Genomic DNA, 23,000 nt, shown 5'->3' on the forward strand with positions numbered 1-23,000 from the left:
AATCTTATTCGATATTTTTTTATACCTGAAAACTTTTTGTTTATAGAAAAGGTATATATAGTAAAGACAGATTGAAGAAGGGGGTTACGCTGTTGGGGGATCAGGAAGCAAGACTCATCAAGAAAATAAAAAAGGGAAATCAACAAGCCTTTAAGAAGCTCTATGACATCTATGCTGATTATTCATTGCGAACAGCCTACGCCATAACAAATAATGCGAGTGACGCGTCAGACATCGTCCAGGAAACGTTTATCAAGGTATTCCGAAACATTGATTCCTATGATAGTAAAAAGCCATTTAAGCCATGGTTTTATCAAATTTTAGTCAATGAATCAAGAAGATATATGAAAAAGAAATCGCAGGAAGCAATCAGTATTGATTCGGAACAATTATTAGACCATTTGAATCAAGATAAAACGGAACTAGAGGATGATAAACAGCTGGAAATTGCGATGGAGCAGCTGGATGAGCACCATCGAACGATTTTAGTTTTAAAGTATATCAATGGCTTCTCAGAGAAGGAATTAGCCGACATGCTGCAATTAAACATTAACACCGTTAAGTCTAGACTGTACAAAGCTAGACAAAAATTAAAGGCAGTTATAGGGGGTGCCCAAGATGAGTAGAGACAACTTAAACAAAAAAATTAAATTATTATTACAACAACAGACAAATGACGCCACCCATTTAAAAGAGGAAACATGGAATAAAATCAGTGACGAGTTATTTCAGAACTCATCCGCATCCGGCCGCAGGGCAAGAAGCAACCCTGAAAAGAAATGGAGAGGATTAGGATTAGTTATTGTGGGCTTGAGTACAGCAACAGTAATAATGGTACTGTTATTTGGAGCACTGACAGATCATGGGCAAGCAATGTTCCAAAACTTAAAGGAACTGTTTGTTGAGGAAAAGCAGGAAGAAATTGAACTTGAAGGGCAAAAAGAAAAGACAAATGTTCAGCTGGAAACAAACGAGGAATTACGCTATATCATTTACGTTGATGAAGAGCGTTATAAGATGGTTGAGGGAGAAGAAAGTGATCGTATTGAATTGATAGAACCATTAGAAGATAGATATCCAGATGTTTATATGGAAATAATGCGTTTTGATGGAACGTCAACGGAAGAAGTTGTAGCTTCGATTAAAGCCGAGATTGAAAATGACGAAGAGATGGAATTGCAAAAAGAAGAGCATGTAACAGAGCCAATCGAAGCAGAAATGGTTCAAGGGATGGGGCTTGAGTATACAAACGATGCAGGCAAAACAGGGCATCAATGGGATACGCCAATCCACCGGTATTATGTTACAGATGAAGATGAAGGGCAAGTGTTTGTGATTAAGCAAGTATACTTCCTAGAAGCAGCGGAAGGGCATGGAGCAAGATTTCATTACATGCTGGAAAGCTTTAAAGTAGTTGAATAATTGGTGGAAGGTGGTGGCTTTGTAGGTGTATTGCTAAATGAGAAGGTTCCATATTCTGAAGAGCTTTTAGTAGGTTGTCAACAAGCAAATCAATTAATTAATCACCGTGGCCCGGATGAAGCTGGTTTTTATCGTGATGATCATATTGCACTTGTGTTTCACAGGTTAAGCATTATTGATCTAGAGAGAGGCCAGCAGCCCTTTCTTTTTGGAGATGACAGGTACCGGATGGTGTTTAATGGGGAAATCTATAATTATGTGCAGTTGAGGAAGGAGTTGGTTGAAATATTCATACTGACTCTGATACTGGAGTTGTCGCTCATTTGTTTATGGAAGAGGGTACAGAATTTTTCAACCTGTTAAAGGGTATTATCATATAAAAAGCAATGAAGAGGCTAGGGAAAGGTACTAATTGGCAGTCCTAATGTAATCAAAGAGCTTGCTATATACTTATCGATATTCAATAGACCACTGCGGAATTTAATTTAAGTATTAATTATTGGGAAGATTAGAAAGGGTTATAAGGGAAAATAAAGATAAACACTTGATACAGCTGGCTCAATTTTCATGTGCTCTAAACAGAAAATAGTCCTGTAGTATAAAAGAAATAAGAACAAAGGGTCAAACTGCAAGTTATTTATATATTTGATAAGAAAATCATACTTAGTGGAAGTATTTAGTAATAAAAGGTTATAAAGCACTGGTAATTAAGTTTTGTAGATCTACCACTAAAAGCTGATAAGAAAGGCTTTTAAGAAGTTTTAAAAAGTTATCGCAAATTAGTTAATAGTGTGCTATAATCACGTTTAAATATTTAGAAAATAATAAAGGCAAATGGGGGAAACGAACGTGAAAAAGGTAATGATGCTACTTGCAATTATTGGGTTGGTTATATTAGCAGCTTGTGGATCTGACGATACATCTGGTTCAGATGACACGGCTTCTGAAGGTGGAGATACATATACAATTGGTGCGACACAAATCGTCGAGCATCCATCGCTTGATGCAGCGTATGAAGGGTTTCAGGAAGCTTTGAAAGATGCTGGGCTTGAGGTAGAGTATGATTTTCAAAGTGCGCAAAGTGACCAAAATAATGTCAAACCGATTTCAGATGGTTTTGTAGCAGATGGAGTTGATTTGATCTTCGCTAATTCAACACCTAGTGCACTTGGAGCGCTACAAGCAACAAGTGATATTCCAATTCTCTTTACATCAGTTACGGATGCGGTTGATGCTGGACTCGTGCCATCTATGGATGAAGCAGGTGAAAATATTACAGGCGTTGTTGACTTGCATCCTGATCAAATTGATGCAACGGTTGAATTTATTAGCACCTATTTCGACGGCACAAAGATAGGGATGCTTTACAATGCTGGGGAGCAAAATTCAGTTAAACAGGTTGAAACCGTTAAAGAAGCGGCTGAAGGTACAGGACTTGAAATTATTGAGCGAACAGTTGCGAACTCTTCTGAAGTACAGCAAGCAGCAAATACGCTTGTAGGAGAAGCGGACATTTTTTATATTATTACGGATAACACAGTCGTTTCAGCTTTAGAGAGTGTTATAGGAGTGGCGAACGACCAAGATATTCCGCTGATTGTAGGCGAGCCTGATTCTTTAGCAAAAGGTGGGTTTGCTACATTTGGAATTGATTACCATACAATCGGATATCGTACAGGAGAAATGGCTGCGGAAATTTTGACTGGGGAGAAGTCACCGAGTGATATTCCGGCGGAGTATCCTCCTGAAATTCAATTGTTTATTAATAAGCAAGGCGCTGAAGAGCAAGGTGTCGAGTGGAATAGTGACTGGGATGATACCGCGCAATTCATAGAATAATTCTAATCAAAAGGTAACCTTTTTTGGAGCCAGATTATTGTCTGGCTCCCTTCATCATTGAAAGCCCCATATTTAAAATTTTGTACAGGGGATGAACAGGCACAAAAGTAGCGGGAGGAAAAGAATTATGTTTATATCCATGTTTGGAGCTGTTGAATCAGGTGTTATTTATGCCATTATGGCATTAGGTGTTTATTTAACCTTCCGTGTATTGGATTTCCCAGATTTAACTGTAGATGGCAGCTTTGTAACGGGTGCATCGGTAGCAGCGCTCTCAATTGTAAATGGAGTTCCTCCTATTCTGGCAACCTTATTCGCGTTGCTTGCTGGTTTTCTAGCAGGATGTATTACAGGCTTACTGCATACAAAAGGAAAGGTAAATGCGTTGCTTTCCGGAATTCTCATGATGACGGCTTTATATTCTATCAATCTACGTATTTTAGGTCAACCTACTTTATCCATGCTTCATGAAACAACCATCTTCAAGCAGCTTGGCTCGTTCTGGTCTGTGACAGGAATCGATAATGCGTTGAATAGCCTCCTTGGTGTCTTTGGGTTAGATCGACTTCCTTCTACATGGGCAATCTTAATCGTAATGGCAGTTGTGACGGTTATTATTAAGCTGGTTACAGACTTCTACTTAAAAACAGAAGTAGGGTTAGCGCTACGTGCCATTGGAGACAATAAGCGAATGATTCGCAGCTTATCAGCAAATACAGACAATCTGACTATTGTTGGTGTTGGGTTGTCGAATGGTCTTGTTGCATTATCGGGTGCTCTGATAGGGCAGCTTGGTGGCTTTGCAGATGTGAATATGGGAATTGGAATGATTGTTATAGGGCTTGCATCTGTTATTATCGGGGAAGCACTATTTGGCACAAAAACAATTGCGCGTGCGACACTCGCTGTGATTGGTGGCGCAATTATTTACCGGATTATTGTAACGCTGGCACTACGCGTTGATTTCCTCGAAACAGGGGATATGAAGTTCATTACGGCCGCGATCGTTATTATTGCATTAGTAGCACCAAAAGTTCTCCAGGTGCAGAGAGAAAAGAAACGGCGCATTCAAAAACGCAAGCAGCTAGGAGGAGATTCGCATGCTTAATGTCACGAATATATCTGTTACCTTTAATGAAGGAACATTAGATGAAAAGAAAGCATTGAATGGCATTGAACTCGAAATGGCTGCTGGAGACTTTGTAACGGTTATCGGCAGTAATGGAGCAGGGAAATCGACATTAATGAATGTCGTCTCAGGTAATATCCTTCCAGATGCAGGGGATGTCATTATTGGTGGGAAACAAGTTGTCCATCTGCCAGAATATAAGCGGTCTGCCTTTATTGGCCGGGTTTTCCAGGATCCAATGGCAGGCACTGCACCATCCATGACAATAGAGGAAAACCTTGCAATGGCCTATTCACGCGATAAGAAAAGAAGATTGAAGTTTGGTGTAACGAAGAAACGGAAGGATATGTTCCGTGATTATTTGAAAACATTAAATTTAGGCTTGGAGGATCGCCTATCTGCTAAGGTTGGTTTACTGTCAGGTGGGGAGAGGCAGGCGCTTTCTTTATTGATGGCGACTTTTACAAATCCAAATATCCTGCTTCTTGATGAGCACACAGCAGCACTCGATCCATCTCGAGCAGAACTAATCACCTCACTTACCGAAAAAGTAGTAAGGGAGTCGGGATTAACGACCTTAATGGTTACCCATAACATGCAGCAGGCATTAGATCTTGGGAATAGGCTTATTATGATGGATAAAGGGCAAATCATATTTGAAGCAAATGGTGAAGAGAAAGAAAGGTTGACTGTTAAAGATCTATTACAGGAATTCCAGCGGATCCGCGGTGAACAATTTGAAGATGACCGTGCTGTTTTAGGCTGAATAATGTTTAAAGCATTGATGAATACACACGAACAATTCCAATGGGAGTACGTCGTGTGTATTTTTATTTCTGTGACAGGATATGGTTTCAAAAAATTTGAATTATCGTTACCAAGATTTACACATCAGTTGATTAGGTCGCTATTGGTGATATGAAGCCCGAAAAGAAGAGAATCCCTGCTTTAGGGTCACTCATTAAAGGTGTGAAAGCCCGAAAAGAGTGGGATCCTCGCTTTAAGGTCACTCATTAAAGGTATGAGAGCCCGAAAAGAGTGGGATCCTCGCTTTAAGGTCACTCATTAAAGGTATGAGAGCCCGAAAAAAGTAGGATCCTCGCTTTAGGGTTACTCATTATCAGCATGACAGCTCGAAAGAAGAGGGATTCTCGCCATTCGGTCACCAATACCCATCGATAGAGTGACCGCCGACTGAGACTCTTATTAATTGGATAACCGGGCTGAAACCAGAAAAATAATTCCTGTCATCCTCATTACCCTAAAGTTTACTAAATCTAAATAAACTAAAAAAGCATGCAACTTTCAAAAAGAGTGCTGCATGCTTTTTTAGTTTAAATTACGCCCTGTGCGACCATTGCATCGGCCACACGTTTAAATCCTGCAATATTTGATCCGATTTCTAGGTTGCCTTCTGCTTCAAACTCTATAGAAGCTGCTAAACAACTTTCATACGTACCTTTCATAATTTGTTGCAGCTTTTCATCCACTTCTTCAAATGTCCATGACATACGCATACTATTCTGTGCCATTTCTAAAGCGGATACTGCTACACCACCAGCATTGGCCGCTTTAGCGGGACCGAATAAAACGTCATTCTCTAAAAACATATCAATTGCTTCAGGTGTACAAGGCATGTTTGCCCCTTCAGCAACTGCTTTTACTCCATGGGAGATTAGTTTTTTTGCAGACTCTGAATCAAGCTCATTTTGTGTCGCGCATGGTAGAGCAACATCGCAAGGGATCCCCCATATTCCATTACAACCAGAAAAATAAGCTGCAGATGGGTGCTTAATAAGATAGGTTTCAATTCTGGCCTTCTTCAATTCTTTAATTTCTTTTATCGTATCTAAATCAATTCCATTTTCATCGTAAATAAATCCATCCGAATCACTGCAAGCGACAACCTTTGCCCCGAGAGAAATTGCTTTTTCCATTGCATAAATTGCAACATTACCAGATCCGGATACAACGGTTGTACTACCAAGAATACTCAAGCCCTTGCTTTTTAGCATTTCCTCAACAAAATAGATTGCACCGTATCCAGTTGCTTCTTTACGGGCTAGGCTTCCACCATAGCCTAAACCTTTTCCGGTTAGGACACCTGCTTCAAAATTACCACGGATTTTCTTGTATTGACCAAACATATAGCCAATTTCGGTTGCTCCTACACCGATATCTCCAGCGGGAATATCTGTGTCTGGACCAATATGTCTAGCAAGCTCGCTCATGTAACTTTGGCAAAAACGCATGATTTCATTATCTGATTTTCCTTTTGGATCAAAGTCAGCACCACCTTTACCGCCGCCGATTGGCTGTCCAGTCAGTGCATTTTTAATGATTTGCTCAAGTCCTAAGAATTTAACAATACTTACATTTACAGATGGATGAAAACGTAAGCCGCCTTTATAAGGTCCGAGCGCACTATTGAATTGGACGCGGAATCCACGGTTTACATTTACCTTTCCGTTGTCATCAATCCAAGGTACACGGAATGTAATAACACGTTCTGGTTCAACCAGTTGCTCGAGAATTCCTTTTTCCATATAATGTGGATATTTTTCAAGAATAGGGGAAAGGGATTTGAAGATTAAAGCTACAGCCTGATGAAACTCCGTCTCATTTGGGTTGCGCGAAACAACAGTTTCATATACCTCATCTAAATAATGTTGTACCTGTTCATCAATGTTATTTTTTTTGTTTAGTATATAAGAATTTGTCATATGGCATCATGCCCTCCTTCATTTCTTTCCTTCGCACGCCAACAAAAAATACAATATACTATATATTTTACAAAAATTAATTAATCGAAACAATATAAAAAATAGATATAATCAATGCCAGTGTGAGATAATAACGGGGGAGGCGGTAAATTTGGAGCTAAAACAAATTAAGTATTTTATCGAAGTCGCAAAAAGGGAACATGTTACGGAAGCCGCAGATGCATTACATATTGCACAGTCTGCTGTTAGTCGCCAGCTGTTCAAACTCGAGGAAGAACTCGGAGTCAATTTGTTTATTCGAGAAGGTCGAAATGTACGGCTAACACCAATAGGAAAAATATTTATGGAGCATATGGAAAAGGCAGTCCATGTGATTGATGAAGCAGAACAGGTTATTAAAGAATATACGGATCCAGAAAGAGGGACAGTCCATATCGGTTTTCCAAGCAGCTTAGCTAGCAACATGCTACCAACATCCATTTCCGCATTTCGGGAGCAGAATCCGAATGTAAAGTTTAAATTGAAGCAGGGTACTTATTACGAATTGGTTGAAGCAGTTAAAAAGAGTGAAATCAATATGGCGCTATTAGGTCCAATCCCACAAAACGAGCCGAAATTAAAGGGGACCATTTTGTTTTCTGAAAACATGGTTGCCTTATTGCCAGTGCGCCATCCGCTTGCAAACGAACCTGGCATAAAGCTAAATCAATTACGTAAAGATTCCTTTGTTTTGTTTCGTGAAGGATTTATACTAAGAAATGTTGTTGTTGAAGCTTGTAATCAGCTTGGCTTCCAGCCTCGAGTGTCCTTTGAAGGAGAGGATATCGAAGCAATAAAAGGGCTTGTATCTGCTGGGCTGGGTGTAACGCTTATTCCAGAAATTACATTAATCGACCATTTACCACATGGAACGGTAAAAGTCCCAATTATAAATCCGAATGTTTCTCGTACGGTTGGAGTCATGATTTCAGCAGAACGTTCGTTGCTTCCTACTGAAAAACGATTCTATGAGTTTTTAAAGAGTTTCTATATGCGATTGGAGAAATTTCAAATTTAAACGTAGAATTAAGTTGCTTAAATTTTTGTTATATGCTATCGTTGAATACAAGATATGGATAGTAAAAATGATGTTTAATACTATATATTGTATAATGGGTAAGGTAATCGTGATCTTGTAAAAGGAGTCTATTACAAACTGAGGCTATCGGAAGAGTGGTTGATTTTTTATCAACTAATATAGCATAACGATAGAAGGATAGTTTGTAAAGGAAATAAGATCAGAAAATCTGCCCTCATTTTTTGGGTGGATTCTTTTTTAAAGTGTATTCATCATTGCTCATCCAGTAAGAGAGCGAGATATAATTGATATTTACATAGTTTTATATATAGGGAGGCAGTTAACATGGTAACAGAAACGAAACAAGTTCCTAGCACAATCGAAGAAATTGTTCAGGTAGCAACAAAGGGGATCTCTGTCGAAATTGATCAATTTATGGAGAAAGCATTACGCACAATAAAGCCAGAAATGGAAATTGAGAAAATTTCAGACCGATTAATTAAAATTGCATTAGAAAATATAGACGAGGCAAATCCAGAATGGACTTATGTTGCAGCACGCATCTATTTACAGGAACTTTACCGTAAAGCTGGAGAAAATCGTAAGTATGACAGAGAAGCACGCTATGGATCTCTTTACGAATTAATTCAGGTGTTAACAGACGAAGGAGCATATGCGCCGAATATTATTTCGAAATATACGAAAGCTGAAATCGATCATTTCGGCAATATGATTGATCCCAATAGAGATTTCCTGTTTAACTATCTTGGCATATATACGGTCGCTACACGTTACTTGGCTACCGATCATGATAAAAACATTTACGAGCTGCCGCAGGAACGCTGGATGGTTATCGCAATGTATTTGATGCAGGACGAAGATCCGTCTCACAGAACGAAGCTTGTAGAAGAAGCGTACTGGGCATTAAGTAATCTTTATATGACTGTAGCGACTCCAACTTTAACGAATGCTGGAAAAACGCATGGCCAATTATCAAGCTGCTTTATTGATACGGTTGATGATAGCCTGCAGTCGATTTATGACAGTAACACAGATATTGCGAAGCTTTCTAAAAACGGCGGCGGAATTGGTGTTTATATGGGAAAAATCCGTGCAAGAGGAAGCTCTATTAAAGGATTTAAAGGAATGTCCAGTGGTGTTGTGCCATGGATTAAGCAGCTGAATAATACGGCGGTAAGTGTTGACCAGCTCGGAACAAGAAAAGGCGCGATTGCTATTTATCTGGATGTCTGGCATCAAGATATTGAGTCTTTCCTTGACTTGAAACTGAATAATGGGGATGACCGCATGCGTGCCCATGACATTTTCACGGGAGTTTGCTTGCCGGATTATTTCATGGAGCAGGTTGAACAGCGCGGTGAGTGGCATCTATTCGATCCACATGAAGTACGCCAAGTGATGGGCTATTCTTTAGAAGATTTTTATGATGAAGAAAAAGGGAATGGAACATGGAGAGAAAAATATCTAGAGTGTGTGGCAAATGAAAGCTTATCACGTAAAACAGTAAATGCTATCGATATTATGAAACGTGTGATGGTATCCCAGCTTGAGACGGGTACACCATTTATGTTTTACCGTGATGAGGTAAATCGTCAAAATGCCAATAACCATCAAGGAATGATTTACTGCTCTAACTTATGTACAGAAATTACGCAAAACCAGTCACCAACACAGTTTGTGGAAGAATACCTGGAAAAAGAAAACACGATCGTAAAGAAATACCAGCCTGGTGATTATGTTGTTTGTAACTTAAGCTCGATTAACTTAGGAAAAGCTGTACCGGATAATGTTTTAGAGCGTTTGATTAAAATCCAAGTTCGGATGCTGGATAACGTTATTGATATTAATACATTACCAATTATGCAAGCGGAAATTACCAATAAAAAGTATCGTGCAATTGGGTTAGGTACATTTGGATGGCATCATCTATTGGCAAAAGAAGATATTGCATGGGAATCTGATCAGGCTGTAAGCTATGCAGATGAATTGTATGAGAAAATTGCCTACTTAACAATTAAAAATAGTATGGAGCTTAGTAAGGAAAAAGGAAGTTACCCAGCCTTTGAAGGAAGTACGTGGAGCACTGGGGCTTACTTTAAACAGAAAGGCTATGTGACAGACGAATGGACAGCATTACAGGAAGAGGTTGGGGAGCACGGCATGCGTAATGGTTATTTAATGGCAGTAGCACCTAACTCGACTACGGCAATGATTGCAGGCTCTACAGCAAGTATCGATCCAATTTTCAATGTGTTCTACAGCGAAGAGAAGAAAGACTTTAAGATTCCTGTCACTGCACCGGAACTCGATCATAACACGTACAATATTTATCGCAGGTCTGCATATATCGTTGATCAGCGCTGGTCTGTTAAACAAAATGCAGTTAGACAGAAGCATATTGATCAAAGTATTTCATTTAACTTCTATGTGCCAAATACCATCCGTGCATCGATTTTATTAGATCTTCATTTACAAGCATGGCGTGAAGGACTTAAAACAACTTATTATGTTCGTTCAACGTCGAATGATGTCGAAGAATGTGAGTGGTGTCAAAGTTGAGGGCTATCATCGCATATTTATCGTACAGTGGAAACACAGAAGAAGTAGCGGAATTGATGGAAAGCAAATTAAAGCGAGAAGGTATTTCTGTGGACATGCATCGAATCGGAATCGATGCACCATTTGACCCGGAAAGCTATGACTTTGTTTTCCTTGGAACGTTTACTTGGGAAATGGGGAGTACACCAGACGAAGTGAAAGACCTTATACTTGAGATCGGCTATAAACCAAATAATATTGCAGTTTTTGGAACAGGTGATACCCAATTTGGCGGGGATGACTTATTCTGTAAAGCTGTGGATAAGTTAGTGAGATTTTATGATAGTAAATGGACGGCTCTGAAAATTGAGCAGTCCCCTAGGGGAAGTCAAGAAGAAAAAGTGGAATTATGGTTGGAAGGAGTGTTGCATCATGCCAAGAGCTATGCTTGAAAAGGCTAAAACATTGGAACCATTGCATCCAAATAAATCGACCGGATTATTCGGTGGAAAATCAAGTGGGATTTTAAACTGGAACGATATTGCTTATCCACATTGGTACAAAATGTACAAGCGACTTGTGGGTAATTACTGGCAAGCGGACGAAGTGAATATGTCCAGTGATGTGAAGCAATTCCCAACATTAACAGAGGAAGAGCGCGACGCCTATTTAAAAATAATCGGATTGTTATCCACATTGGATGCACCACAAACAAGAACAGCACTCTTAATTTCGTTGTATGCAACAGACCCTTCTGTGCAATCTATCATGGCTGTGATTGCACAGCAGGAAGCAGTGCATAATGAGAGCTATTCGTACGTGTTATCATCTGTTGTCTCATTAGATGAACAAAACAAAGCATTCCAGCTTGGACGAGTGGATGAAGTTCTGCTTAAACGAAATGAAAACTTAACGAAGCAGTACAATGAATTTGTGGAAGAACCAACTGTGGAAAACATCTTAAAAACTTTAGTCTACACATCCTTATTAGAAGGCATGTTCTTCTATTCTGGTTTTGCATTCTTTTACAATCTGGCACGTCAAAATAAAATGGTCGGTACATCAACGATGATTAGCTACATTAATCGTGATGAACTGGAGCATGGCCGTTTTATTGGTGAACTATTCCGTGCGACATTGGCAGAGAATCCTGAATACAATACGGCAGAATTTACGGACTGGGTTTATGATCATTTCCGTGAATCGGTTGATTTAGAAATCGAATGGTCAAACTATGTATTGGCAGAAGTGGAAGGTATTGATTTAGAGGAAATGGCAGGATATATTAAATATCGTGCAAACAAAATGCTGCGTTTGATGGGATTAAGTGAAATATATCCACAACATGTTGATAACCCAATGAAGTGGATCCGTGCATATGTGGATAACTTTGATGGGACGAAAACAGATTTCTTTGAACAGAAATCAAGACAATATACGAAGACAAGTGATCTGAATGGATTTGATGATCTATAAGGAAGAAGGCGCTATCATAGGCTTTCTGAGTAAACAAAAATCCCCTTTTATAAACTAAAGGGGATTTTTGTTGTCTATAACTCGTCCAATAAAATTATTTCTCCACTAAAACTATCCACACCATATCCACAGTCTACTTTACCACATAAAATGTAGCGGTTTTGTGTCTTATCAAAAACGTAGACAGGCGTGATATCAATATGCTTAGCAAGCTTTTCAAATGCCTCTTCTTCAGAAAACTTAGGCTCGTCTGCATGCTCGAAATGTTTAAACATATCCACAAGTGCTTGATTATCCACATAGTTGAGCGCTTCGTAATCTGCACCATCCATTAAAAGCTTGATTTTCCGGTCAATGACGCGTGCATCTGGCTTGGTTGGTCGTAACTCTGCGATGATATACGCTTTCTCACGCCATAATGCAGCAAGCTTCCAATCACCGCTGGCCTGTGGATATTCGCGTTGCATAAAGTTTTGTACCGCCTTGATTACTTGTTTTTGCTCGTCATCATTCAGCGGTATATCCACTAGCGCATCTTTACTAGCAAATGCCTCTTCTACTGTAACTTCTTGTGATAGATCAATATCTTTTCTTGCTAAGGGCTCTTCGATAGTTTTCTCCCATTGTAAGACAAGATCATGCTGTGTATAGGACTCAGAACTTTCCACTTGTTCATAGGAAATCGTTTTATCCCCATCATTTGTTACGAATACGGTTGTTATTCCATATACTGCCTTCCACTTTTCTTCGTCTTCTAATGGAATCTCTAACAGCTTTGTCTGTGCTTTGGCAATAGGCTCAATTTTTTCCGGTGTTAATGCAAACGGCTCCCAATTTAATTGATCCTCATTTGGGAAATGACCGTCAATTGAGAATAACGTTAGCTTATGCACATCATTAAATCTTACTTGAATCGATCCAGATGGAAATACTGAAATATTATCCACAGCTGCTTGGAAAAATAGTTCTTTATCTTCTTCCTGCACTAATTTAAACTGTCTGCCAAACTCCAATCCAGTTTCTTGCTCGATCCATTCAATTGCAAGTTCTGTATTACCAGCTTTCGGTAAATCAGTTTCTAGCTTGTTCTCACCCTCAACGAAAATCAGCCGGCGTATTAATTTCGAGTGAATATCGATATCGATGCTAATCGTTCCAGCTGGATTTAAGTCATCATCTGAAATAATGGCGTCATTTGGAAACCATTCCATATTTAAAACAAAAGATTCGCCATTTTGGTCGATCTTCTCGCGGTAGATCGCATGTCTTTTTAAATAAAAAGCTTCAAGCTTAAATTTATCTGCTGTGAAATCAACAATTTCTTGAATTCGTACGTCCACATGTAAAACCTCACTTTTTGTGTTTGCCTATAGTATAACATTCCGGGAGTTATTATATCATGCAAGCTTTGTTTGTTGTGCATTTTGATTAAATAATCTGATATGAAAATAGCGAGAGGCGTTATAAATCAGTAACAATAAAAAATGGTACGTGTATAGATTGATTTTATTTTTTTATCATTTCACTTGAAAACTGGAAAATCTTACCGATATAAATTATTGAGAGTAATCGGAATTATATTGTCCGATCTATGTTATCCATTATGTGAAGAGGAGAAATGGTTAATGAAGCAAACAAATGTAAATGAGAATCTACATCCTTTATTGCAGGCAATTATTAGTACAGCCCCATACTTTCAGCAACTGATTAATGATGATATCACAATAGGTGTTTATGACACTGAAAAACTGATTGTTAATTTCCCCGCTACTACATTTGCGTTGAATGTATCGCCTGGAGATCCATTGTTGGAAGGGGATATTATAACGAAGGCCATTCGAGAAAACAAAAATCAAGCAATGATTGTACCGGCACATATCTTGGGGGTAAACCTTGTTTCAATGGCAGTTCCGCTTCGTGATGAAAATGGGCAAGTTGTTGGAGGAGTCGGTGTTGGTCAAAACACTGAAAAAGCCAATAAACTGTCTGAGGTTGCAAATGGTCTCTCTACAGTCGTCGAAGATGTAACAAGCACGATTACAGAAATGGCAGTATCCATATCCCAGCTTTCTGAAAATATGGGAGTTATTTCAGAAAAATCTAATAAGGTAAATGACAGTATCAAACTTATTGAAGACGTATCAAATGTAGTAAAAGGAATTGCAGATCAAAGCAATCTGCTTGGGTTAAATGCAGCTATAGAATCTGCTAGAGCAGGGGAACACGGTAGAGGTTTCTCTGTAGTTGCCGACGAAATTAGAAAAATGGCAGCAGGATCCAAAAATCAGGTAGAAGAGATTCACACCATCACTACAAAAATTGAACAGATCATTTCCAGTCTGGATGAGGACATTCAGAAGACAAATCTTGAATCTGATTCACAATCAGCCGCAATCGAAGAACTTACGGCAACGATGGAAGAAATCAACAGAAATGTCTCTGACTTGGCTCAATTGGCCAAAGAGAATTTACAGCTAAAATATTGATAGGAGTTGAATAGAATGATTGATTTAAAATCACTGAAAAGTCAATACATAAATGGTGAATGGAGAGAAGGAAGCAGCAATCTCCAGATTGAAAATAGGAATCCTTTTAATGGGGAGATCCTTGCTACATATAAAGCTGGAAGCAACGATGACCTGAATCATGCTTACGCAGCTGCACAGCAAGTTCAGAAAGAGTGGGCAAAAACAAATCCTGTTTCTCAGCGGGACGTTTTTGACAAGGCTGTTGCTTATTTAGAAGCAAATCATGAAGCATTCGTTGATGTAATTATCGATGAAATTGGAGGAACCAGATTAAAAGCTGAATTTGAAATTGGGCTGGTTAAAAACATGCTTAAAGAAGCGTCCACATTCCCGATGAGAATGAATGGTTCGATTTTACCTTCTCCTATTGATGGAAAAGAAAATCGAGTTTACCGTGTGCCAGTTGGTGTTGTTGGCGTAATTAGCCCGTTTAATTTCCCATTCTTTCTATCGATGAAATCCGTTGCTCCAGCACTCGCTACTGGAAACGGTGTAGTATTAAAACCGCATGAGCACACTCCGATTACTGGGGGAACCATGATTGCCAAAATGTTTGAAGAGGCTGGCCTTCCTAAAGGGTTATTGAACGTCGTCACTACAGAAATCTCTGAAATCGGCGATAATTTTGTTGAACATCCGGTGCCACGTGCTATTTCCTTCACGGGTTCTACAGCTACTGGTAAGCATATTGGGGAAGTTGCTGGAAGAAATCTGAAAGAAGTGCATCTGGAACTCGGTGGTAACAGTGCACTTGTTGTTCTGGATGACGCCGACATTGACCTGGCAGTCAGTGCTGCAGTGTTTAGTCGATTCACGCATCAAGGGCAAATTTGTATGTCAGCAAATAGACTTATTGTACATGAATCCTGCTATGATGAATTTGTAGAAAAGTATATTGCTAAAGTTAAAACATTAACTTGTGGGGATCCTAAAGATCCAAGTACAATCATTGGACCATTAATAAATGAACGACAAGTAAAAAATACAGTTGATCTTATCCAAAAAGGGATCGCTGAAGGTGCGACACCGGTTATAAAAGGAAATGTAAATGGAAATATCGTAGAACCGGTTGTATTTACAAATGTTACACCAGATATGGCGATTGCAAATGAAGAGTTCTTTGCTCCGGTAGTTTCGATCCTAAGGGTTTCAAGTGATGAAGAAGTTATCGAGTATGCAAATCAAAGTCCATATGGCTTAAGCGGCGCTATCCATACAGAAGACATTGAACGCGGTGCAGAACTTGCTAAATTGATGGATACAGGAATGATTCACATTAACGATGGCACGATAAATGATGAACCAAACGTAGCTTTTGGTGGTGTGAAAAACTCCGGAGTTGGCCGTCTGAATGGCGAATGGAGCCTCGACGCATTTACAACTTTCAAATGGATTTCCATCCAGCATGAAAAACGCTCATACCCATATAGTTAATCAATTACTAAAAAAATACAAAATAAAGGCTTATAAAATGGCCTTGGAACGGATTGAACCGTTTTCGAATTAGCCTGATCTTCTTGTCAGGCTAATTTTTTTCAATGCAGAAAAATATCGAGTTTGAATGCTTTGGATAGTACCTTGGCTACACGGATAGTCATGTTCAGCTCCCGTGTCCAGCGACTAGCCGTATATTTCTTTCCACTAACAAAAGAAATTAGAAATTCCCCTTTACCTTTCCGTTACGGGAGGGTTTACTATGATGAAGAAGGGAGAGAGCTTCATGCAAATTAAAGAAGTGGCAAAACAGTTGAACACCACCCCTCGGGCAATCCGTTTCTATGAAGAAAAGGGGTTAATTGCACCAAAAAAAGATGCAGAAAATGAGTATCGTTATTTTTCTGATACAGATGTGTCGCGATTAAGTACAATTTTAGCATTGCGAGAGATTGGTCTACCTGTAAAGGGGATAAAAAAAGTACTGGAAGATCCAGACATGACGATCAAGGGATATTTGCATGTTCAGCGTTCGGCACTTGTTGAGCAATGGCTGGAAATTAAAGATATGATCGATACAATTGATAGAATGGTGGAATGTACTGATCGTGATTTCTATGACCTGGCACAGCATTTGAAGAAGTTGAAGCATCTTCGAAAGGGCTGGGAGGATAAATGGGGTTTTGATAGCTGGGCGGAGGACTTTGACAACCATATCAAACAAGAGGGACATGGATTCAATGTGCATCAAGGCTATGATGAGGCACTTGAGAGGATTGCAGGGACAGTTCACCTGGATGAACATGCGGTCTGTGCTGATATTGGGGTTGGCACTGGAAACCTTGGAGCGAAATTTTTGGCAAAAGGAATCAATGTCATTGGGATTGATCAATCGAAAAAAATGCTAGAAATTTGTAATAAAAAGCATCCAGAGATTGAAGTGCGTCATGGACATTTTCTAGCGTTGCCTCTATTGGATAGTCAAGTCGATACTGTGGTTTCAAGCTACGCCCTACACCACTTACCTGATTCAGAAAAGCTGTTAGCTTTATCAGAAATGACACGTGTGCTAAAGCCAAATGGTCAAATTTGCATAGCGGACTTAATGTTTCTGGATGAGACACATCAAGCTGAGGTCATGGATGCGCTTCGTATGGAAGGGAATACTGAGGCAATTGAAGCGATTGAGGATGAATATTATGCAGATCGATCGTTACTAGTGAAATGGTTAGAAGAAAATCAATATAAAGTGGAAACCGTTATGTTTAACGATATTTTAAGTATGATTTATGCAAAAAAAGTTGATAAAGCTGGTTCGTAAGTAATTTCAATGTGATAATGCACCATTAATATGATCCCAATTAAACCCAATTCAATAGGTTATGACTATTATTATTTAGAAAGGGTAAAGAATAAGTAGTTTACTCTTTTAAGGGGGCATATTAATGAATAATCATATTGTTGGAATATACGATACAGAAGAACAAGCAGTGAAAGCTGTTGAACAATTAAAAAGCAAAGGCTACTCAATTGATGAAATATCGATGATGGCCAAAAATACAAAAAAGCTGAAAGAAACAGCTGAAGAAGTCGATCCTTCCACTACGGATGGAGCCGTTGCCGGTGCAGCAGCCGGCGGTGCCATCGGGATAACTGGTTTTTTTATCGGATTAAGCGCACTGGCAATTCCCGGAATCGGCCCAGTCATCGCTGCAGGTCCGATTATAACAACACTCGGAGGTGCGGCTGCTGGTGCCGCCTCTGGAGCAGGTGGATTGAAACATGCTTTAATGGAATTAGGTGTTTCGAATGATGAAGCAGAGCACTATTCGAATGATGTGAAAGACGGGAAAATACTTGTGTTTTTACATCCTAAAGCGTGATTATCGACACTTAAAGGACAATCATAGTGTGAAAAAGAGGTATGTATCAAGTTGATAACATACCTCTTTTTCGTGGATAGAACAAAATAAAAGCTGTTTTAAAGTTTAGTATTTAAAAATAATGAACAATTTGATTTGATAAAAATATTCTGAGTAGATAGCGTGTTCTGTGGTAGACTAAAAGTGGCGGTTGTGTTGGAAAAACTATTAAAATCTGTGAGGAAAATCTTAATCCTAGGAGCAACGGTCGACTTTATTAAAATCTGCACAGAAACATATTATTAAGGTACAGATTTTCGAGAAGTGGTAAAACATATATTGTCAAAATAAGACACTATTCCTGTCCGCTAACGCACGAAAATCAAAAATAAGACACCATTCCCGTACGCTAACGCACCAAAATCAAAAATAAGACACCATTAGACTTATTCGGAGGGAATTACGGATTACCCCATTCTTAATAATAAAGATATAAATCTGGAAAGGAGCCCGACAAAAATGGTCACGATTAAACGAGCAGAAATGGTACATGTTGATGGAATAGCCCGTGTTTGTTGTGAGGGATGTATCGAGACATACAAGGGCATTAGAAGTATTGCAAACATAGAAAGAAATAATCAACGTTTTTATAATCATGAACGTATATCGAAGGAAATAGGTGAAAGCCCTGGATGGGATGGCTATATTGTAGCTCTTGACACATAACGCAGTTGTCGGAGCAATTGGTGGAGGAATGCTACATAATGAAGAAAGTGAAGTGTATGTATTGTATTTGGACCCGAATAGACGTGGGGAAGGGATAGGGACAAAGCTTTTAGATTTTTTAACAAATATTCAGCGTGAGAAAGGTGCTAAGAAGCAATGGGTTTCTGTACAAAAAGGAAATAGGAAAGGTATTCCATTTTACGAGAGAAGAGGGTTTTGTAAAGTATCCGAACAGCTGGCATATTCGAATACGGGGGATGAAGATTACCTTTCATTAAGATATGTACGTGGAATCTAAAAATGACATCGCAAGGGGAAATAATAAATGAAGCACGCATTAGTAGTCGGTGGAACTGGTATGTTAGCAGACGTGTCTCTTTGGCTGATGGACCAAGGGTATCATGTATCGGTTATTGCGAGAAATTCCGGACGTATGCAGCAGCTTATGGAACGAGCAGACTTTAAAGAAAAAATCACACCAATTATTGTTGATTATAGAAGTGATCATGAATTACAGAGCAAAGTACATACAGCAATTGAACAAAATGGTGATATCGAGCTGGTTGTAGCTTGGATACATTTGAATGCTCCAGCTGCACTTAAAATCATCACGAGGGAAATTTCAACGCATACAGTTGATTGGCAATTATTCCATGTGTTAGGAAGCGGCACTGACGTAGATAAGATCAAGCGAGAAGTGAGTGTCCCCCAAGGCTGTTTTTATTATCAAATCCGTCTGGGATTTGTACTGAAAGACGAGTATTCTAGATGGCTGACAAACAAAGAAATTTCAAGTGGCGTAATTGACGCCTTAAAGCAAAAAGACTCAATACGAACAATTGGTATAATTGAGCCTTGGGAAAAACGACCATAAAATGGTAGAACAAAATCTTATGTCCTGTGAAGAGACATAAAAATTGTTTGCAGCTTTCTAAATCAACTCTAACTAAAATGGAACCTTTTATTGGAAAATTCCGTATAAGTAGTATTCGAGATTAAGAGAGCCAGAAGGATGATGACGTCAAGGAGGGAGAAAAAGGTGAATCCGTGCCAAAAAACGAGGAGGTGTAAATTGTGAAAAAGTATATTATTTTTGCTGTTAGTTTTCTCTGTGCGTATACATTGCTGCAAATTTTGTCTGGAATGCTGCTCACATTCACCTATACGCCAAACATTACAGAAGCTTGGAATGAGAGTGGTACGCTAGCCCAGGAAACGATTATTGGAAGCAGTTCATCATCATTTTTAATATCGCTCGTGATTGCCTTACTTGCTGCATCAATTGCATATTTTTTCGCCAATAAATTTAGGAAGGCAGATGCAAAGTAGGATGTGATTGTTATTCAAACAGATTCTTAAATTCATGTTAGGGAAACAAAATGAAGAGAGTAACGTAAATACAATGAACCAAATGTGGAGGAGAAAAAATGGAAACCACGAAGTATCGAGAAGTATGGGAATTAGATTCCTTATTCCCGGGTGGTAGTGAATCCAGTCAATTACTAAAACATATAAAGGAATTAGAAAGTAAAGTTTATACATTTGCAAACCATGTAAGTTATTTTCAGCCATCACAGGAAGTTGCTGATTCGATAAAGATTTCAGCGTTATTGGAACACATGAGTACCATTCAAATTCATGTATCACAAGCTAATTCCTTTATTACATGCTTATTAGCACAGAATCCAAAGGATCAAACAGCTACATCACTTCAGAGTAAAATCGGTGATATTCGTGCGAGTTTTGATTCATCTGTTCAAAAAACGCAAAAAATTCTCCAAGGTATAGAGGAAAATTTATGGCAAAGTATGTTAGATACAAGTTTATTGCAAAACCATGCATTCATACTAAATGAATTGCGAACAAAAGGAGCACGGCAGCTAAATGACAATGAATTCGTGTCTGAATTAATGATTGATGGATATCATGCTTGGGGGCAATTTTATCATGCGCTGATAAGTGATATAAAGGTTAACATTTCGATCAACGGTAATAGAAATGAATTATCGGTAGGTCAGGCAATCAATCTAAGATCGCACCCTGATGAAAAAGTACGGAGAAAATCACATGAAGTATTAGAAAATACATGGATAGAGAAAGAAGATTTGTTTGCTAGAATTTTGAATCATATTGTTGGTTTTCGGCAACAGGTGTATAAAAAAAGAGGAATTGAAAATGTATTAGAAGAACCTTTAATTGATAATCGAATAGAAGAAGATACATTGAATGCAATGTGGAGAGCTGTTAATAAACAGAAAAAGCCATTTGTCGATTACCTCAATAAAAAAGCCGAACTTCTTGGAGAACCAAAATTGAATGCGTATAATTTTTGGGCTCCTATTACAGAAAGCACGCAACAGCTGGAGTATAAAGAAGCTGTTGATTTTATAACGAAGCACTGTGGCCAATTTGGACCTGAATTAGAAGCCTTTACGCTGAATGCGTTTGAACAGGGGTGGGTTGAATCGGAAAACCGTTCAGCTAAATCAGTTGCTGCATTTTGTGCAGGCTTCCCGCTAACTGGAGAGTCTAGAGTTTTCATGACATTTGGTGGAACAATAAAAGATGTATTAGCGCTTGCTCATGAGCTGGGACATGCATTCCACAATTATGCGATGAAATCTGTGGATGGTTTGAGCAAAAAATATCCATTAAGTTTAGCAGAAACAGCTTCAACCTTCTCAGAAATGATTGTATTAGAGGCAGCAATAAAAGAGACAACATCTGATCAAGAGAAGCTTTTTTTAGTGGATGAGAAGTTAAAACGCAGTGTAATGAACTTTATGAATATGCATTCCAGGTTTTTGTTCGAGAAAAATTTGAATGAGGAAAGAAAACAAGGGTTTGTTTCACCATCCCGTTTAAATGCTTTAATGAAGGAAGCTATGGAAGAGGCATATCATAGTTCCCTTGAGAATGCATCGGTACATTCATGGATCTGGACACCACATTACTATATTACGAAATCTCCCTTTTATAACTTCCCTTACACCTTTGGATATTTATTTGCCCTAAGTATCTTTGCAAAGGCAAAGGAGAAGGGGAAAACATTTGAACAGGAATATCTTGCATTACTACGTGATTCTGGGAGAATGTCCACGGAGGATTTGGTGATGAAGCACCTTGAGGAAGACATTAAATCAGAGGTCTTCTGGGAAAAGGGGCTTGCATTATGTATAGAAGATGTGAGGGAATTTATTCGATTAACGGAAAAGATTAAAAGATGATCTTTTCAAGTCAGTTCTTTAGGATTGAAAGTTAATAACTGTTGTTTACAATGGGAGGAATGTGTTGTGAAGTCTGTGAAGGTTTATCATTATGATGCGTTTTGTAAAGAGCCGAATAAGGGGAATCCCGCGGGTGTGGTATTAAATGGAGATGTATTAACAGATGCAGAAATGCAAGAGATTGCTTTTAAAGTGGGATTTAATGAAACCGCATTTCCCGTTAAATCAGAGGTAGCGGATTTTAAGATACGTTTTTTTACACCGGGACATGAAATGAATTTGTGCGGTCATGCAACCATGGCAACAGTCTATGCATTAAAGACGAAAGGATTACTAGGTGGAAAAACGGAACTAACCATTGAAACAAAGGCAGGAATTTTACCTGTTATGATTGAATCGACTGCTAAGAAGGAAATCGTGATAACAATGAACCAGGCACCACCAAAATTCAAAAGTTTCAAAGGATCAAAAGAAGCTTTGGCCAAATCGATCGGATTGGAAATCAACGATATCGATGATAAGTTACCAATTGTATATGGCAGTACAGGTGCATGGACATTATTAATCCCAATAAAAAGTTTACGTGCTTTTAAGAAAATGAAACCGAAAAATGTTGCTTTTCCTACCATTCTAAAGGAGATGCCTAAGTCATCTGTTCACCCCTTTTGTACAGAAACGAATCATGCTGACGCTGACATGCATGCCAGACACTTTTCTTCCCCATACTCAGGTACGATTGAAGACGCGGTAACAGGTACTGCTTCTGGGGTAATGGGTGCATATTATGCTGAATACATAAACAGATATTTTAAAGAGTCGCTGAGGCTTGTAGTTGAACAGGGGCATGAAATAGATAGAGATGGCCGAGTAGAAGTACAGGTGGATAGGAATAGTCAGCCCTATACTATTAAAATTACTGGAAATGCAGTATACGTGAAGGATTTCGATATCGAAATAAAGAGTGTGAAAAAGTGAATAATAAGTATTGGAAGGAACTATAATTAAAAATCAATTCTCC

At 38.8% G+C, this 23,000-nt stretch carries 22 protein-coding genes; 20 read left to right on the top strand and 2 right to left on the bottom strand.

From position 1 onward, the window contains the following. Positions 1–92 precede the first annotated feature (92 nt). The 6 genes from NYE61_RS15975 (at position 93) to NYE61_RS16000 (ending at position 5,156) form a co-directional block, all read left to right on the top strand. The gene (locus NYE61_RS15975; RefSeq protein WP_118888452.1) at positions 93–626 is read left to right on the top strand and encodes an RNA polymerase sigma factor; all 534 of its coding nucleotides are present in this window, start codon (positions 93–95) and stop codon (positions 624–626) included. After that, positions 619–1,422 (top strand): hypothetical protein, encoded by an 804-nt coding sequence (locus NYE61_RS15980; protein ID WP_303448413.1) that lies wholly within the window; start codon positions 619–621, stop codon positions 1,420–1,422. Before NYE61_RS15975 ends, NYE61_RS15980 begins: the two co-directional genes overlap by 8 nt. 3 nt (positions 1,423–1,425) lie before the next feature. Then, on the top strand, positions 1,426–1,785 hold the full coding sequence (locus NYE61_RS15985; protein ID WP_303448447.1) for a hypothetical protein: 360 nt from the start codon (positions 1,426–1,428) through the stop codon (positions 1,783–1,785). A gap of 486 nt (positions 1,786–2,271) precedes the next feature. Beyond that, on the top strand, positions 2,272–3,261 hold the full coding sequence (locus NYE61_RS15990; protein WP_303448411.1) for an ABC transporter substrate-binding protein: 990 nt from the start codon (positions 2,272–2,274) through the stop codon (positions 3,259–3,261). A 127-nt stretch (positions 3,262–3,388) separates the two neighbouring features. Next, on the top strand, positions 3,389–4,369 hold the full coding sequence (locus NYE61_RS15995; protein ID WP_303448409.1) for an ABC transporter permease: 981 nt from the start codon (positions 3,389–3,391) through the stop codon (positions 4,367–4,369). Continuing rightward, entirely contained in the window at positions 4,362–5,156 is a 795-nt protein-coding gene (locus NYE61_RS16000) for an ABC transporter ATP-binding protein (protein WP_095307653.1), read from the top strand. Before NYE61_RS15995 ends, NYE61_RS16000 begins: the two co-directional genes overlap by 8 nt. A 568-nt stretch (positions 5,157–5,724) precedes the next feature. Here NYE61_RS16000 and gdhA read toward each other — a convergent pair. After that, positions 5,725–7,113, bottom strand: coding sequence for an NADP-specific glutamate dehydrogenase (gene gdhA / locus NYE61_RS16005; RefSeq protein WP_303448406.1), 1,389 nt, complete (start codon positions 7,111–7,113; stop codon positions 5,725–5,727). 151 nt (positions 7,114–7,264) lie between these two features. On the opposite strand from gdhA, the gene NYE61_RS16010 reads away from it, so the two are divergent. The 4 genes from NYE61_RS16010 (at position 7,265) to NYE61_RS16025 (ending at position 12,205) form a co-directional block, all read left to right on the top strand. Next, positions 7,265–8,170 (top strand): LysR family transcriptional regulator, encoded by a 906-nt coding sequence (locus NYE61_RS16010; protein WP_303448404.1) that lies wholly within the window; start codon positions 7,265–7,267, stop codon positions 8,168–8,170. Positions 8,171–8,515: 345 nt separating this feature from the next. Then, positions 8,516–10,750 carry a ribonucleoside-diphosphate reductase subunit alpha gene (locus NYE61_RS16015; protein ID WP_095307662.1) on the top strand — a complete coding sequence of 745 codons (2,235 nt, stop codon included), beginning with the start codon at positions 8,516–8,518 and terminating at the stop codon, positions 10,748–10,750. Then, positions 10,747–11,181 (top strand): flavodoxin, encoded by a 435-nt coding sequence (locus NYE61_RS16020; protein WP_262366377.1) that lies wholly within the window; start codon positions 10,747–10,749, stop codon positions 11,179–11,181. The genes NYE61_RS16015 and NYE61_RS16020 overlap by 4 nt, the downstream gene beginning before the upstream one ends. After that, positions 11,162–12,205, top strand: coding sequence for a ribonucleotide-diphosphate reductase subunit beta (locus NYE61_RS16025; protein ID WP_118888457.1), 1,044 nt, complete (start codon positions 11,162–11,164; stop codon positions 12,203–12,205). The genes NYE61_RS16020 and NYE61_RS16025 overlap by 20 nt, the downstream gene beginning before the upstream one ends. A 74-nt stretch (positions 12,206–12,279) precedes the next feature. Here the strand turns inward: NYE61_RS16025 and NYE61_RS16030 are convergent, their stop codons facing one another. Beyond that, positions 12,280–13,545 carry a hypothetical protein gene (locus NYE61_RS16030; protein ID WP_303448403.1) on the bottom strand — a complete coding sequence of 422 codons (1,266 nt, stop codon included), beginning with the start codon at positions 13,543–13,545 and terminating at the stop codon, positions 12,280–12,282. A 285-nt stretch (positions 13,546–13,830) separates the two neighbouring features. On the opposite strand from NYE61_RS16030, the gene NYE61_RS16035 reads away from it, so the two are divergent. From NYE61_RS16035 to NYE61_RS16080, 10 genes are all read left to right on the top strand, one after another. Further along, on the top strand, positions 13,831–14,691 hold the full coding sequence (locus tag NYE61_RS16035) for a methyl-accepting chemotaxis protein (RefSeq protein ID WP_118888459.1): 861 nt from the start codon (positions 13,831–13,833) through the stop codon (positions 14,689–14,691). Between the two features lie 15 nt (positions 14,692–14,706). Further along, positions 14,707–16,167, top strand: coding sequence for an aldehyde dehydrogenase family protein (locus tag NYE61_RS16040; RefSeq protein WP_095307669.1), 1,461 nt, complete (start codon positions 14,707–14,709; stop codon positions 16,165–16,167). A 262-nt stretch (positions 16,168–16,429) separates the two neighbouring features. After that, positions 16,430–17,488: a MerR family transcriptional regulator gene (locus tag NYE61_RS16045; RefSeq protein ID WP_303448402.1), complete on the top strand. Its 1,059-nt coding sequence runs from the start codon at positions 16,430–16,432 to the stop codon at positions 17,486–17,488. Positions 17,489–17,612: 124 nt separating this feature from the next. Next, on the top strand, positions 17,613–18,050 hold the full coding sequence (locus NYE61_RS16050; RefSeq protein WP_095307671.1) for a general stress protein: 438 nt from the start codon (positions 17,613–17,615) through the stop codon (positions 18,048–18,050). A gap of 498 nt (positions 18,051–18,548) precedes the next feature. Beyond that, positions 18,549–18,755: a hypothetical protein gene (locus NYE61_RS16055; protein WP_303448401.1), complete on the top strand. Its 207-nt coding sequence runs from the start codon at positions 18,549–18,551 to the stop codon at positions 18,753–18,755. Then, the gene (locus NYE61_RS16060; RefSeq protein WP_303448400.1) at positions 18,745–19,053 is read left to right on the top strand and encodes a GNAT family N-acetyltransferase; all 309 of its coding nucleotides are present in this window, start codon (positions 18,745–18,747) and stop codon (positions 19,051–19,053) included. The genes NYE61_RS16055 and NYE61_RS16060 overlap by 11 nt, the downstream gene beginning before the upstream one ends. A 27-nt stretch (positions 19,054–19,080) precedes the next feature. Beyond that, a complete protein-coding gene (locus NYE61_RS16065) occupies positions 19,081–19,629 on the top strand; it encodes a short-chain dehydrogenase (RefSeq protein WP_303448399.1) in 549 nt (182 codons plus the stop codon). Positions 19,630–19,829: 200 nt separating this feature from the next. Then, entirely contained in the window at positions 19,830–20,084 is a 255-nt protein-coding gene (locus NYE61_RS16070) for a hypothetical protein (RefSeq protein ID WP_095307675.1), read from the top strand. 98 nt (positions 20,085–20,182) lie between these two features. After that, positions 20,183–21,982: a M3 family oligoendopeptidase gene (locus tag NYE61_RS16075; protein ID WP_303448398.1), complete on the top strand. Its 1,800-nt coding sequence runs from the start codon at positions 20,183–20,185 to the stop codon at positions 21,980–21,982. Positions 21,983–22,048: 66 nt separating this feature from the next. Beyond that, entirely contained in the window at positions 22,049–22,957 is a 909-nt protein-coding gene (locus tag NYE61_RS16080) for a PhzF family phenazine biosynthesis isomerase (RefSeq protein WP_303448397.1), read from the top strand. Positions 22,958–23,000 lie beyond the last annotated feature (43 nt).

The sequence above is a fragment of the Oceanobacillus sp. FSL W7-1304 genome (assembly GCF_037969805.1).
In the GTDB taxonomy this organism is placed as follows: Bacteria; Bacillota; Bacilli; order Bacillales; family Amphibacillaceae; genus Oceanobacillus; species Oceanobacillus profundus.

Coding starts and splice junctions, on each gene's coding strand:
- NYE61_RS15980 (WP_303448413.1), top strand. CDS start 619: ATGAGTAGAGACAACTTAAACAAAAAAATTAAATTATTATTACAACAA.
- NYE61_RS15995 (WP_303448409.1), top strand. CDS start 3,389: ATGTTTATATCCATGTTTGGAGCTGTTGAATCAGGTGTTATTTATGCC.
- NYE61_RS16000 (WP_095307653.1), top strand. CDS start 4,362: ATGCTTAATGTCACGAATATATCTGTTACCTTTAATGAAGGAACATTA.
- gdhA (WP_303448406.1), bottom strand. CDS start 7,113: ATGACAAATTCTTATATACTAAACAAAAAAAATAACATTGATGAACAG.
- NYE61_RS16015 (WP_095307662.1), top strand. CDS start 8,516: ATGGTAACAGAAACGAAACAAGTTCCTAGCACAATCGAAGAAATTGTT.
- NYE61_RS16025 (WP_118888457.1), top strand. CDS start 11,162: ATGCCAAGAGCTATGCTTGAAAAGGCTAAAACATTGGAACCATTGCAT.
- NYE61_RS16035 (WP_118888459.1), top strand. CDS start 13,831: ATGAAGCAAACAAATGTAAATGAGAATCTACATCCTTTATTGCAGGCA.
- NYE61_RS16040 (WP_095307669.1), top strand. CDS start 14,707: ATGATTGATTTAAAATCACTGAAAAGTCAATACATAAATGGTGAATGG.
- NYE61_RS16045 (WP_303448402.1), top strand. CDS start 16,430: ATGATGAAGAAGGGAGAGAGCTTCATGCAAATTAAAGAAGTGGCAAAA.
- NYE61_RS16050 (WP_095307671.1), top strand. CDS start 17,613: ATGAATAATCATATTGTTGGAATATACGATACAGAAGAACAAGCAGTG.
- NYE61_RS16055 (WP_303448401.1), top strand. CDS start 18,549: ATGGTCACGATTAAACGAGCAGAAATGGTACATGTTGATGGAATAGCC.
- NYE61_RS16065 (WP_303448399.1), top strand. CDS start 19,081: ATGAAGCACGCATTAGTAGTCGGTGGAACTGGTATGTTAGCAGACGTG.
- NYE61_RS16075 (WP_303448398.1), top strand. CDS start 20,183: ATGGAAACCACGAAGTATCGAGAAGTATGGGAATTAGATTCCTTATTC.